Here is a 12,423-nt window from a genome sequence, read left to right as displayed (position 1 = left end):
CCGCGCGGCGACATGCCCACGGAGGCGCGCACGGGAGCACGCAGACGCACACGTTGAATTGCTGCGTTCGTCTCCGACTCGAGGCGTCTGCGACGCAAGAAAGGGTGGCGACCATTCAGCCTCACCCGTACACTCGGACCCTGTGACGGGCGCAGTGACTTCGAGGGCGCGTTGGCGGGGGCTGTTCACGCGGGGCGCCGGCGCCGCGAAGGGGGCGCCGGATCCGGAGCCGGCGGACGCGACCATGGGGATTCGCCTCCGGCGCTTCGCGGGGCCGGCCGCTTACCTCGACCAGGTGTCGTCGCTGCGCATTGCCCACCTGACGGATCAACACGTCGGCCGGGTGACCTCGATGAAGGTGCAGCGCGCGGCCGTGGCGCTGGCGAACCAAGAGCGGCCCGACCTCGTGGTGCTCACGGGAGATTTCGTGTGTCACAGCCAGCTCTACCTCGATCAGCTCGAAGAGGTGGTGCGCGGCTTCCAGGCGCCGGTGATTGCCGTGCTGGGGAATCACGATCACTGGTCCGGCGCCGACGCGGTGAAGCGCGCGCTCGGTCGGGGCGGCGCCGCGGTGCTCTGCAACGCGAGCACGGTGATCACGCTGGGCCACGAGCGGCTCCAGGTGGTGGGGCTCGACGACGCGTACACCGGCCACGCGTCGCGTGAGAAGGCGGTGAAGGGCATGCGGCGCGATCTGCCGACGCTGGGCCTCTCGCACATCGCCGAGGAGGCGGACGGCCTCTGGCGCCACGGCATCCCGCTCGTGCTCTCGGGCCACACGCACGCCGGCCAGGTGACGGTGGCGCGCCTGAACGAGCTCTCGATCGGCAAGATCGCGGGGCACCGGTACATCCACGGCCTCTACGGCACGCGCAGGCGGGGCGAGCCCGGCCAGGGCGCGGTGTACGTCGGGGCGGGCATCGGCGCGGCGGTGATGCCGCTGCGGCTCGGCGAGCGCGGCCAGCGCGAGGTGGCCCTGTTCGAGCTCGGCAGCGAGCCCGGGGCATTCGACGAGCACCACGCGGAGCAGGTGCCGCACCGGGGGCGCAGGCCGTCGCCGGAGCTCATGGCGCGCCGGGCGGCGCGGGTGGCGAGGAACCGGGAGCGGCGGGCGCGAGGGTAGCCCGCTTCGCCGCGGTCTCAGGAGAGGTGGGGGGGTCTCGTCGCCGGCGTGATCGTCCTCCCTGCGTGGCTGGAGTGGCGCGATCGCCGCCGGTCCTTGAAGGCGGCGCCGCCCGTGCCGAGCTCGTGAGCCTCCGCTCCGCCCCGGCGAGCCCCGCCCCCGGCGCGCGACAGTCGCGAGCTGCGCTTCAACCGAGCCGGATCGGCGTATGCGCCGGAAGCACAAATTGAACATTACCGGCACGATTTGAAGGATTCGATCTCGTCATTCAAGACGGCGCTCAACTTCGGGATGACAGCCTCACGCGCGACAATTATGGCGCGGCTCCCGCCATAGTTCGTCCGCGCATAAACGCAAATTTCTGCAGGTACCCGGTTCACGAGAGACGACGCTCGGTTGTTCATCTCGTGAAGATCGGGCTGAGCATACTGCGAATACGCCATCCGGCCTTAGAAGTTCGCGTGCTCCCAGAGACAGAATTTGCCTGCGGGGCAACCGTGATAATCCGGCCCGACGGCCTCCAAAGCCGTCGTGTCGGGGATGCCCGACTCGATTGTCGCCGCCTCGACTGCCTCGGCGAGCGCTCCGGGGTCTTCCCCATCGGCGACGCATCCGGTAGCCGCGAAGCCGCCGAGCAGAGCGCATACAAACATCCCGAGCTTCATGGTCTTGATCATCTGGGATCCTTTCGTCGCGAGCGAAGCCGCCGAGCCGATCTATGCATCTAGACAAGCACCTCCGGGGCAGGAGAGCCCATGGCTATCCTTAATCAGCGGTACAACTGGCAGTGCCGGGAGGGCTCGTCGCCTGCGTCGGCGATGTGTGGCGCGGGTACTACGTCGTTCCGTCCAACCGGTTTCGCTTGAGCATCGCGTGTCTGCTGATTTTCCGTGTGCCCCGCCGCGTCGGTCGCGCTCATCGGAGCGCTCCCGGCGGAATTTTTCAGCGTGGTGTGGGTAATATTGCACAGCCGAGTGAACTCGTTGGATCTGTTGGCTTTTGTATGTCACGGACCGCCCGATCGGATCGCGCCCGGACCGGCCAAGCGGATCGCGGTCGAGCCCCGCTCGGACCCTGCGAAGAGGGGGCGCGGTGCTCGCTCACGTCAAGGGGCCGCTCCGCGGAAATCCTAACGGATTCGAGTACTTGACGTGAGCTGCGCGCCGCGCGGTGGAAGGGCAGGTACGGGGTCCACCACGCTCGTGGTGCTGCGCCCACCTCAGCTTTCTTGAGGGCCGACCTACGAAAAAGCGATTGGATCGCTGGCGGCCCGAGGAGGCAGACTTCTTCCCACGCGGGTGACGAAGCGCCCAACGAAGCGCGCCGACCCTTGACGACGTGCTTCTCCCACCATCGGCAGGACGGCGCCGTCCGGATGGACGTGTACGTCCATATCTTCACCGGCGCACGAGAGTGAAGCGTATCATGGCATCCAAAGAGCAGAGCAGGAGCTTGAGCACCGTCCTCCCGGCCGCGGTTCGAGGGGCGCTGGCTGGCCTCTCGCTGTCCATGTTGCTGTCCTCGCTCGGTACGAGCATCGCCAACGTCGGCCTACCGACCCTGGCGAACGAGTTCTCCGCCTCTTTCCAGGAGGTCCAGTGGATCGTCCTCGCGTACCTCCTCGCCATCACCGCGCTGATCGTCACCGTCGGACGGCTGGGCGACATGACCGGACGTCGGCGGCTGCTGCTCGTCGGGATCTCCTGCTTCACAGCCGCCTCGGCCCTGTGCGGCTCCGCGTCTGCGCTGTGGCTGCTGATCGCCGCCCGAGCGGCGCAGGGCGTCGGCGCGGCCGTGATGATGTCCCTCGCTGTGGCGTTTGTCGGCGAGACGGTCCCGAAGGCAAGGACCGGCAGCGCCATGGGGATGCTTGGAGCGATGTCCGCGATCGGCACCGCGCTCGGCCCTTCACTCGGCGGCGCCTTGATCTCCGTAGCGGGGTGGCGGGCGATCTTCTTCGTCCAGGTGCCGCTGGGTGTCCTCGCGTTTCTCTTCGCGCATCGCCACCTGCCCCTCGACCGCCGGGGGCGGCGCGATCGCTTCGACGTGATCGGCACGCTGCTGCTGGCTCTGACGCTCGCTGCCTATGCGCTCGCCATGACGATCGGGCGTGGCCGCTTCGGCGCTGCCAACATCGTGCTGCTGCTGACCGCCGCGGTCGGCGTGGGGCTCTTCGTGTTCGCCGAGGCCCGAGCGACCGCGCCGCTGATCCGGCTCACGATGTTCCTCCGCGCGGAGCTGAGCGCGAGCCTCGCCATGAGCATGCTTGTCTCGACGGTGATGATGGCGACGCTGGTCGTCGGTCCATTCTATCTCTCTCGTGCGCTCGGGCTCGACGCGGCGCTCGTCGGAGCCGTCATGTCGGCTGGCCCGCTCGTCGCTGCGTTGACGGGCATGCCGGCGGGACGTATCGTGGACCGTGTCGGCGCACAGCGCGTGACCGTCGTCGGTCTCGTCGGCGTAGCCGCCGGCTCGCTCCTCCTGTCCATGACACCAGCGAGGCTCGGCCTCCTAGGCTACGTCGTCCCGACCGTCGTGAGCACCGCCAGCTATGCCCTGTTCCAGGCGGCGAACAACACCGCGGTCATGACGAACATCCAACCGGACCAGCGGGGGCTCGTCTCCGGGATGCTCAATCTGGCGCGCAACCTCGGCCTCATCACCGGCGCATCCGCGATGGGCGCCGTGTTCGCGCTCGCCTCGGCGGCGAGCGACATCACGAAGGCCAGCCCCGAGGCCGCCGCCGCCGGGATGAGGGTCACCTTCGCGGTCGGAGCGATCCTGATTGTCGCCGCGCTCGCGGTCGGGTTTGGATGCCGTACCTTCGCGACACGCCCGCCCGGGCCTGCTCGCCCCGGGGAGGCGTCGTGACGCGACCCGGCAGCGAGCCCAGCTACGATTTCTCCCCTGATCGAACGATCGACGCGGCGACGGTCAGCAAGGGGTCCTGCGCGCGGCTCGCCAGATGCGCGAACAGGACTCGCACCGACGTCTGGCATTGAAAGAGAAGCTCGACCTCTCCCCGCGCCTGGGCCTCACTTGCGGCGTCGTCGTGCAGCAGGCCAACCCCGGTCCCACCCGCGATCAGCGTGCGCGTGACGTCGTTGCGATCGACGCTGATGATTCGCTTGGGCCGGATTTGATTCCTCTTGAACAGGCTCTCCGCGGCCCGTCCGCAGCAGGCGCTGGATGTGGGATAGATCCACGGCAGGTCCGCGAGCGATCTCCAATCCGGTCGTTCGGAGGCCGCGACGAGCCCCGGAGGCGCTACGACGTAAATTCCGAATCGAGACACCTCGATGGTCGCCAGCTCCGGATCGGGCTCGCCGGATTCATTGTAGAAGCCAGCGTCCAGGCTGCCGTTGCGTATGCCAGCGAGCATGTCCAGCGAAGTGCCGTGCTTGAGGGCCACCTCTACTTCAGGGCAGCGCTTCGAGAGGATCGCGACGAGCCTCCCGACTGCCTCATTGTTCGAGTTGCTACCCGCGCCGAGGCGGAGCTTGCCAGCGAGATGACCCTTCATGCGCGTGGCCTCGTCCATCAACTCTTGGTGAGCGGCAAGCGCTTGCTCCGCCTTGGCGAGGAGCCGCTCGCCGTCGCTGGTCAGGCTCATGCCCCGAGGCGTGCGTTCGAACACGGCAAGGCCAAGCGCGTCCTCGATCGCCTTGATATGCGCGCTCACCGCGGGCTGGCTCAGGTGCAGCAGCGCCGAGGCGCGCGTCACGCTGCCTTCGCGAGCTACAGCGACGAAGGTCTTGAGCTGATAGATGTCCATCTCGTCCTGTTCTGGTTCCCCCTGGCCGTCTGCGAGCCGGGCGTGACGAGCACGCCGAGCAGCTCGACGTCGGGGTGATCGGCGAGCCAGAGCAGCGTCATGACGTCGTCCGGGTCCGAGGTCCCCATCTCGAACCTCATGCGCCGCATGACCGCTACTCTATCAGAATCCCGGAGGACCCGACGGCTCGCGGCGGTTCGCCCCCGCGGCATCGTCCCGCCAGGGATCCCTGGCGCGCGGGGCTACGGCAGATCCGCGCAGGCGCCCGGCTGGTCGACGGAGATGCCGCTCGCGGCCGCGACGCAGGCGTTCGAGTACGTCTGCCCGTCGCAGCCGCACACGGGCGCGAGCTCCTTGGTGCAGGCCTCGGGCTTCTCCGCGCAGGTGCCGGGCGCGTCCGCGCGCCCGCACACGTCGTCCGGCTCGTACTTGCAGTAGAGCCCGTCCGCGCAGACGTGCGGCCCGCCGAGCCGGAAGCCGCCGCAGCTCTCGCCGACACCCACGACCGTGAGGCCGCACTCGCCCATGCTCTTGACCGACACGCCGGCCATCGCCGCGACGCAGGTGTTGCCGTACGTCTGGCCGTCGCAGCCGCAGACCGGATCGTAGATCTGGGTGCACGCCTCGGGCGAACGCTCGCACGTCCCGCTCCGATCGTAAGCGCCGCAGTTCGCCTCGGGGGCAAAGTCGCAATACAGGCCCTCGGCGCAGCGGACGCCCGCGATGCCGCCGCACATCTCGCCGGGCTGCGCGGCCGGCGAGCACGCGCCGCCGGCGCAGGTCAGGCGGAGCGCCACGTCGGCGGCGCCCCGGGACGAGAGGATCTGCACGACGTACGCGCCGGTGCCCCGGCTCGTCCAGGTGGCCGCGGTGAGCGCCTGCGAGCGCCCGCGGCGCTGGAGCACGCTCAGCCGCCCGTCGCTCGCGACCTCGTAGATCGTGAACGCGAGCGAGGCGTCCGCCTGGCCGCCGCCGGGCGAGAGCTCGAGCGTGATCGCCTTGCCCACGCGGCTCGTGAAGTGCGCGTAGACCGGGGTCCCGCGCGTCACCCTGACGTGGTTCTCGCCGTCGAAATACGCGGGTATCACGGAGATGTCGCTCAGCCTGAGCGCGCCCTCGGTCGCCCCCGTCTCCCCTAGCTCCGCTGTCGCGGCGTCGTCGGGTGATCCCGTGCAGCCGACGATGGTTACAGCGAGAACGGCACCCAGAACATTCACCCTCTTCATGATCGTAAACGCTCCTCATGAAGAGACGAGCCCAGCGCGCTGGGCGTCTCCTCGGAAATGCGGCTCGTGTGCGCGCAGGGCGAGGCCAGCGCGGCCAGCGGCCAACGCGATCGAGCGCCCGCGGCCTCCTGCCTCCGGCAAGCGGTCGCTAGGACCCGGTCAGGGATCCGTCAATCACCGCCGGAGCAAGCCCGGCGAGCGGCGCCCCTAGCGCGGCTGTCTCCGCCCTGCGTCTCTCCGCGATGTCGCTGTGCCCTCCATGGAGCCGAGCCCTCGCTCGACCTGGGGCGGCAGTGGGTCGGTATGTCCGCACTCCAGCGCCTCGATCATCGCACGCTTGATTCATCCGTCGTCAGCCCATCTCGTCATCCGTCGTCAGCTCATCACGACTCCGTCGTACCTGCTGTGAGCATCCGTCGACAGTCGCTCTGCAGTCAGCCTGCAATCGTCTGTCGTCTACAACGTCTGCAATCAGCGTTCCCTGCGAGAAGTGATGAGGTCGCTCGATGACGTCTCCGGGAGAGCCGCGGCTGCCATGAATCGCCGGCGGCACCTCCGTACCGGGCATGACGGGGGCGGGCCGACGGGGCGGGCGGCGCGTGGAAGCGCGCACCTCCTGTTCACGCCGCACACGGTGTCATGAGGCGTTCCGCCACACCGCGGCGCCCGTTTGCGACCGCTCCCCCTTGGCTGCGAGGCACTTTGCTACGCGGAAGACCTGGAGGGGCGCCGCCGCGCGTGTTCAACGCGTCTGCTGCTCCTCTGAGACCTCGAGCGCTCCGGCGCGGCGGGAGGCGTCCGGCACGCCCGCGGCGTACGCGAGGAGGCGAGAGGAGGCCGAGGGTGGGAAGCATGCGGAGGCGCGGAGGCGCGGGTAGGCGTGGGGGAGGCGCGGGGAAGCGCGGACGAGGAGCGGGTTTTTCGTGAGCGGGCATGGAGACGCCTCTTGCATTCGCCGCGCGAGCGCGGCTAAGTCTGGGTCTGCTCGAATGGTCCGTCCCTCCGACAAGACCGCAAACAACCGAACCCCGCGGGAGCTGAACCGCTCCCTCGTCCTCGACCTCGTGCAGGAGCACGGCCCGATTTCCCGCACGAACCTGGCGCGGATGAGCGGCCTCACCAAGCCGACGGTCTCTGCGATCATCGAGGAGCTGCTCGAGAGCGGCAGCGTCCGCGATGTCGGGACCGAGTCGCGCGGCGGGCGCCCGGCGCGCCTCCTCGAGTTCAACGACGAGAGCGCGGCCTTCCTCGGCATCGAGATCGGCGTCGAGCAGACGATCGTGGCGGTGGCGGACGCGCGCGGGCGGCTCCGGGCGCGCCTGGAGCAGCCGGCCGTCCAGCGCGATCCGCAGCGCACCGTCCGAGACGTCGCCGAGCTCTTGCCACGGGTGCTGCAGCTCAGCGGCATCCCGCGAAAGCGGCTGCGCGGCGCCTGCGCGATCGTGCCGGGGCTGGTCGAGCGGCCGAGCGGCGTTTGCATTCTCGCGCCCAACCTGGGCTGGGAGCGGTTCCCGCTGCGCGCGGAGCTCAGCCGCGCGCTCCGGATGCAGGTGCCTGTGTACAACCTGCCTCAGGCGGCCGCGGTCGCGGAGGGGCAGCTCGGCGCGGCGCGCGGGCAGGCGTCGTACGCGTGGATCTACGTCGGGCTCGGCGTCGGCGCGGGCCTCGTCGTCGACGGCCGCCTGTTCTTCGGGATGCAGGGGTACAGCGGCGAGATCGGCCACTGCCGCGTCGCCGACGACGGCCCCCCGTGCGGCTGCGGTCGCCGCGGCTGCCTGGAGACGTTCACCTCGGTGATGGCGCTGCGGCGGGCGGCCGAGGCCGCGTCCGCCCGCTCGCAAGCGCTCGCCGCGCTCGCCCGGCCGCACGACGTCGGCGCCCTGGCGGCCGCGGCCGTGGCCGGCGACGAGGGCGCCCGCGGGATTTTCCTTGATGCAGGCGCGCAGCTCGCGCGCGGCATCGCCGTGCTGCTCAACGTGCTCAACCCCCAGCTCATCGTGCTCGGGGGCGAGCTGCTCGCGGCGTCCGACATCCTCATCGCCGGCGTGCGTGAGGCGCTCCCGCGCCACGCCGTCCGCGCCGGGGACGTGCCCGTGGTCGCGTCCCCGCTCGGCAGCGAGGCCGGCCTGCTCGGCGCCGTCCTGCTCGCGCGCGAGGGCTCGGTCCGCTCGCTCCGCCTCGTGCCCGACAGCGTGCTCCAGGACAGCGCGCCCTGACGCCGCGCCCCGACCGGCGAGCCACCCCATGAGCAACCTCGCGCTGATCGAGCAGCTCTATCGAGCCTTCAAGGAGAAGGACTACGCGGCGTTCCGGACGCTCTGCGCGCCGGACCTCGAGTGGATCCAGAACGAGGGGTTTCCCAACGGGAGGACGCACCGGGGCGTCGATGCCGTGGTGTCCGGCGTCTTCGAGGCGTTCGGCGACGAGTGGTCGACGTGGCGGTTCTCCCTGGAAGAGTGCCTGGACGCGGGGCGCTCCGTGATCGTGCTCGGGCGGTACGAGGGAGTTCACCGGAAGACAGGCAAGTCGTTCTCCTCGGCCGCCGCGCACGTCTACGATATCGAGGACGGGAAGGTCCGCCGCTTCCGGCAGTTCACCGACACCAAGGTCATCTGGGACGCGAGGGGGTAATCCCTCGTCCGATCTGGGCTGCGCGGTCCTGGGCTGTGCGGCGGAGAGCACGCCTTTCGCGTTGATGCCGCGCCACGCGGCGTGGTGCGGCCGGCGCCGGGGCGCACGAGGCGCTGCGCATTGCGCGGAGCGCCGCCCCAATTGCGCGAGCGCCTGCGCAACGTGGGCAGGGCCAGCCAGGCTCGCGCCGCTCGGCATCACGCGCGCGGAGCAGCCAAACACGCCGTGGGCGCTCGACGCGACGTGTGGCACGGAGCGTGATTAGAGGCCGGTCGTGGGGGAAAGCGGGCGTCGGGCGACGCCTCGCGACGACCTGTGGGGTGTCCGAGGCCGCTTCAACCCACACGACCCTGCGCCGGGTCACGCCCGGGGGCCTAGCGTCACCACGGGTCTTTCCAGACACCCAGAGCCACAAAGGATCGTGCCATGACCGACAGCATGCATCGCCTCCTCGCCAACACGCCTCGTCGAACGTACGGAGCCGCGCCGCTGCTCGCCGCGGTGTTCATGATGGGCTGCAGCGCCGCGACGACCGAAGCACAGGACGACCCTGTCCTCGACCCGCCCTCGGCCGCCGGCGGGCTGCGCTTTGCGAGCGAGCACGACGCCCTCGGATGGGTCGCCAGGCGGGCCGAAGAGCTCGACATGGGCACCACGAGGATCGAGCGGGACGAAGGCGGCCGGATCACCAAGGTGGCCGGCGTGTCGATCGGCTCACCCGACGAGATTGCCCTGGCGAAGGCGCAGCTGATCGGCGAGCTGGGGGGCGAAGGCCGTACGGTGGAGATCGCGGGGGAGAGCTTCCTCGTGGAAGACCAGGAGCCCGAGGTGATGGCCGCGGCCGCGCACTGCAGCGGTGGCCTCTGCACGAAGGACGAATCGTTCAAGAGCGACTACTGGCTGTACCGAGAGCTCGGCAGCCGGACCTCGGTGACGTCAGGGGGGTTCGAGACCCAGCGCAAGACGATCCAGGGCACCGGGTCCTACGAGTGCGTGGACCTTCCGGGGCCCCTGCCCGTCACCTGCAACGGCTACTGCACGTATCCGTCCGCCTGCCCTTCGGGTTTCACGCAAGAGAGCGTGGTCGGCTACCCCACGTGCAGGAGGACTTGCGTCGGCCAGGTGCGCAACGTGACGCTCTCGATTTCCATCGTGGGCTTCGAGTTCTTCGAGTCGAGCGGCATCCTCGTCCCCTCCATCCCGGAGCGGAGCGGCACGACCCACGACGCGAGCCTCGAGGTCAAGTACTGGGAGTATGGCGTTGGCATCGACTCCGTGATCTCCGACGCCGACGGCCTGTGCGGCTCGCATTCGACGTCGGGCCCGGACGGGTTCGTCGTCGCGAGGAGCCACTGGGGCAGCGTGCCCAGCACCTGCCAGTGACGTCTGCCTCGTCGCGCGGGCGCAGGTATCACTCGACCGCGCCGGGCCTGCTCAAGCCGGGGCCGATCGGGGCCGATGTGGGCCTTGCGATGACCTACCGGCGCCGATCCCGCCGTTTTTCATCACAAAACCAGCGCGCTCCGGAAACACTCACGGACATGGAGCGCTCCTCGTTTTTCGTGCAGGTTGCTCTCGTCCTCCTCGCATGCGCCTGCGGTGCCGGAGGCGACCTCGGACGAGAGGGCGGCGGAGCAGGCGAGGCGAGCGGCGGTCCATCCACGAGCGCGGCGGGCGCCGGCGGAGGTCCGTCCAGCAGCGCGGCGGGCGCCGGCGGCGGCCCTTCCAGCAGCGCGACGGGCGCCGGCGGAGGTCTCGGCCCTCACGTCGCCGAGCCGAGCACGCCGACGCGCGGCGGGACGATGACGTTCACGAACATCGGCGCGCCCGGCTGGTGGCCTCGCCGCATCGACCGCGAGCCCGGGGATCCGGCGTGCGACTACAAAGACGGCAGCGACACCTGGGGCGGGCACTGCTGCATGACGGAGCACCCCACGACGAGCGACAAGCTCGCTCCGTTCGACGAGGAGATGACCCTCATCATGAAGGCCATCCGCGTGAAGCAGCTCGCCGTCTACCAGCCCGGCGGGGACCCGGCCGCCTGGCAGATGGTCTCGTCGTGGGACGCGAGGAGCGGCGTGGGCTCGAACCTGCTCGTCACGGAGGGGCAAACCACGTCCGCCGACTTCACGGGCGACCTCACGAAGAAGGACTGCGTCACGTATTTCATGCAGGACAAGCCTTTTTCGTGCGGTGACGGCAAGGACTACTACTGCCCCGACGATCCGGGCGTCATGCACCTCGGCTGGGCGGGCTCGAAGCTCGTCGTCTTCCTCGCGTCGATGACGTTCGGCGACGCGGACGTCGAGCGATGCGACGGCGGCGGGCAGGGCCATCCCGGCCCGTGGGTCGCGTTCGTCGCGTCCGAGCTGATCCGCGACGGCGGCCGCAAGTGGAACGGGCTCTGCAACTGCTACTCGAAGACGGGCACGGTCGGCGACGGGTGCGGCGAGATCAACGTGTTCGAGGTCGTGATGGACAACAACGAGCACAGCAACCGCGAGTTCATGAGCACCGGTGTCCGCTCGTACCAGGAAGGGCACGTCGGCGGCAGCGTCTGCGGGGCCGGCTGTGACCGCGAGGCGTTCGCCGACGACGTGGAGGTCGTGGACGCGTGCGCGCAGGAGGCCTACGAGAAGGGGCCCGTCATCGAGGCCGGCGGGCGCTCGGACGGGTGCCCGACGTGGCGTCGGCCCATCGGCGATCGTTACTTCATGATCCTGCTCGACGAGGCGCAGCGAGCGATCCAGGTCGCGGTCTTCCACCCCGAGAGGATCCCCTCCGCCGCCGCCGAGATGCTCCCCGATCTGCCGGGCAGGCTCTCGCGCAGCGCGATCGACGCCATGATCTCGATGCGCCTGCCGGAGTGAGCCCGAGGGTCGGCCCCGGCGCGCCGACGGCCTGGACGACCCCGGCGCCGGTGAGCACCGGCGCGCGCCTCGAACCGCCGCCCGTCGGGCGCGTCGACCTCGAGCGGGCCGTCGAGCGGCACGACGAGCTTCACGAGGTGGAGCGCGTGGCGGCGGGTCGCCCCGGCGCCCTCGACGAGGTGCACGCCGCCGGAGCCGACGAGCGCCGTGTGCTCGCGCGCGATCACGCGCGACGGCCAATCACCCCGGCGCGCGCGGCGCAAGCGCGCAGCAGCGGTGAGCCGCCCCCGAGCACGTGAATCCGCAACGGGACGACGCGCATGGTCGTAATCCGTGCTGAGGCGCGCGAAGCGCACGTGCGGCGCTGTCCGATCGAGAAAACCTGCCTGAGAAAAATTGCCGGAAACTGTCGGCAAGACTGGCAGAGGCACGCTGGGTGCGGGTAGCATCTGCGCCCGTTGGAGAGCGACACCGAGGCGGATTGGGGCCGCCCTGGTGTTGGCGCCATGGCCTCGTGCCGGAGGACTGGACGCATGTACAGGCTTCTTAAGCATTCCCTTGTCGGGTCGATCATTCTCATCTCCGTGGCGATTTTTTCCTGCGATCGGACGAGCCACCTCGGAGGGAGCTGCGAATCGACCTCGGATTGTGAGTCCGACACCCAGTACGCGCCTGGCACGGAGTGCTCCGAGAACAAATGTCAATGCGTCCAGGAGGGCCACACCCTGTGTTGTGAGCCCGGCGACACGGCTCCCGACTGTTTTCTTGCCTGCCGCCCATGCAGCGAGTGTCAGGAGG

At 69.7% G+C, this 12,423-nt stretch carries 12 protein-coding genes; 7 read left to right on the top strand and 5 right to left on the bottom strand.

Going from position 1 to position 12,423, the window contains the following annotated elements; translation table 11 throughout:
- Window positions 1-244 precede the first annotated feature (244 nt).
- Entirely contained in the window at window positions 245-1,123 is an 879-nt protein-coding gene (locus tag WMF43_RS42880; protein ID WP_437673890.1) for a metallophosphoesterase, read from the top strand.
- Window positions 1,124-1,356: 233 nt separating this feature from the next.
- Here the strand turns inward: WMF43_RS42880 and WMF43_RS42875 are convergent, their stop codons facing one another.
- Window positions 1,357-1,566 carry a peptidase inhibitor family I36 protein gene (locus tag WMF43_RS42875; RefSeq protein WP_437673888.1) on the bottom strand — a complete coding sequence of 70 codons (210 nt, stop codon included), beginning with the start codon at window positions 1,564-1,566 and terminating at the stop codon, window positions 1,357-1,359.
- Between the two features lie 6 nt (window positions 1,567-1,572).
- Window positions 1,573-1,800, bottom strand: coding sequence for a hypothetical protein (locus WMF43_RS42870; RefSeq protein WP_437673886.1), 228 nt, complete (start codon window positions 1,798-1,800; stop codon window positions 1,573-1,575).
- 748 nt (window positions 1,801-2,548) lie between these two features.
- On the opposite strand from WMF43_RS42870, the gene WMF43_RS42865 reads away from it, so the two are divergent.
- Window positions 2,549-3,994, top strand: a complete 1,446-nt coding sequence (locus WMF43_RS42865; RefSeq protein ID WP_437673884.1) for an MFS transporter — start codon at window positions 2,549-2,551, stop codon at window positions 3,992-3,994.
- A 22-nt stretch (window positions 3,995-4,016) separates the two neighbouring features.
- Here the strand turns inward: WMF43_RS42865 and WMF43_RS42860 are convergent, their stop codons facing one another.
- The 3 genes from WMF43_RS42860 to WMF43_RS42850 all read right to left on the bottom strand — a co-directional run bounded on the left by WMF43_RS42860 (window position 4,017) and on the right by WMF43_RS42850 (window position 6,124).
- Window positions 4,017-4,898, bottom strand: a complete 882-nt coding sequence (locus WMF43_RS42860) for a LysR family transcriptional regulator (protein WP_437673882.1) — start codon at window positions 4,896-4,898, stop codon at window positions 4,017-4,019.
- Complete coding sequence (locus WMF43_RS42855) at window positions 4,862-5,047, bottom strand: hypothetical protein (RefSeq protein ID WP_437673880.1); 186 nt, start codon at window positions 5,045-5,047, stop codon at window positions 4,862-4,864. Before WMF43_RS42855 ends, WMF43_RS42860 begins: the two co-directional genes overlap by 37 nt.
- Window positions 5,048-5,140: 93 nt before the next feature.
- Window positions 5,141-6,124 carry a Kazal-type serine protease inhibitor family protein gene (locus WMF43_RS42850; RefSeq protein ID WP_437673878.1) on the bottom strand — a complete coding sequence of 328 codons (984 nt, stop codon included), beginning with the start codon at window positions 6,122-6,124 and terminating at the stop codon, window positions 5,141-5,143.
- Between the two features lie 989 nt (window positions 6,125-7,113).
- Here WMF43_RS42850 and WMF43_RS42845 point away from each other — a divergent pair.
- The 5 genes from WMF43_RS42845 (at window position 7,114) to WMF43_RS42825 (ending at window position 11,924) form a co-directional block, all read left to right on the top strand.
- Window positions 7,114-8,340: an ROK family protein gene (locus WMF43_RS42845; RefSeq protein WP_437673876.1), complete on the top strand. Its 1,227-nt coding sequence runs from the start codon at window positions 7,114-7,116 to the stop codon at window positions 8,338-8,340.
- A gap of 28 nt (window positions 8,341-8,368) precedes the next feature.
- Window positions 8,369-8,755, top strand: coding sequence for a nuclear transport factor 2 family protein (locus WMF43_RS42840; protein WP_437673874.1), 387 nt, complete (start codon window positions 8,369-8,371; stop codon window positions 8,753-8,755).
- Between the two features lie 426 nt (window positions 8,756-9,181).
- Window positions 9,182-10,138 (top strand): hypothetical protein, encoded by a 957-nt coding sequence (locus tag WMF43_RS42835; protein WP_437673872.1) that lies wholly within the window; start codon window positions 9,182-9,184, stop codon window positions 10,136-10,138.
- Between the two features lie 158 nt (window positions 10,139-10,296).
- On the top strand, window positions 10,297-11,625 hold the full coding sequence (locus WMF43_RS42830) for a DUF2403 domain-containing lipoprotein (protein ID WP_437673870.1): 1,329 nt from the start codon (window positions 10,297-10,299) through the stop codon (window positions 11,623-11,625).
- Entirely contained in the window at window positions 11,622-11,924 is a 303-nt protein-coding gene (locus tag WMF43_RS42825; protein WP_437673868.1) for a hypothetical protein, read from the top strand. The genes WMF43_RS42830 and WMF43_RS42825 overlap by 4 nt, the downstream gene beginning before the upstream one ends.
- Window positions 11,925-12,423: the final 499 nt, after the last annotated feature.

The sequence above is a fragment of the Sorangium sp. So ce131 genome, assembly GCF_051519095.1.
Lineage (GTDB): Bacteria > Myxococcota_A > Polyangia > Polyangiales > Polyangiaceae > Sorangium.
The sequence above is the reverse complement of the archived record's forward strand: the minus strand, read 5'-3'. Positions and strand labels throughout refer to the sequence as shown.

Coding starts and splice junctions, on each gene's coding strand:
- WMF43_RS42880 (WP_437673890.1), top strand. CDS start 245: ATGGGGATTCGCCTCCGGCGCTTCGCGGGGCCGGCCGCTTACCTCGAC.
- WMF43_RS42875 (WP_437673888.1), bottom strand. CDS start 1,566: ATGGCGTATTCGCAGTATGCTCAGCCCGATCTTCACGAGATGAACAAC.
- WMF43_RS42870 (WP_437673886.1), bottom strand. CDS start 1,800: ATGATCAAGACCATGAAGCTCGGGATGTTTGTATGCGCTCTGCTCGGC.
- WMF43_RS42865 (WP_437673884.1), top strand. CDS start 2,549: ATGGCATCCAAAGAGCAGAGCAGGAGCTTGAGCACCGTCCTCCCGGCC.
- WMF43_RS42860 (WP_437673882.1), bottom strand. CDS start 4,898: ATGGACATCTATCAGCTCAAGACCTTCGTCGCTGTAGCTCGCGAAGGC.
- WMF43_RS42855 (WP_437673880.1), bottom strand. CDS start 5,047: ATGCGGCGCATGAGGTTCGAGATGGGGACCTCGGACCCGGACGACGTC.
- WMF43_RS42850 (WP_437673878.1), bottom strand. CDS start 6,124: ATGAAGAGGGTGAATGTTCTGGGTGCCGTTCTCGCTGTAACCATCGTC.
- WMF43_RS42845 (WP_437673876.1), top strand. CDS start 7,114: ATGGTCCGTCCCTCCGACAAGACCGCAAACAACCGAACCCCGCGGGAG.
- WMF43_RS42840 (WP_437673874.1), top strand. CDS start 8,369: ATGAGCAACCTCGCGCTGATCGAGCAGCTCTATCGAGCCTTCAAGGAG.
- WMF43_RS42835 (WP_437673872.1), top strand. CDS start 9,182: ATGACCGACAGCATGCATCGCCTCCTCGCCAACACGCCTCGTCGAACG.
- WMF43_RS42830 (WP_437673870.1), top strand. CDS start 10,297: ATGGAGCGCTCCTCGTTTTTCGTGCAGGTTGCTCTCGTCCTCCTCGCA.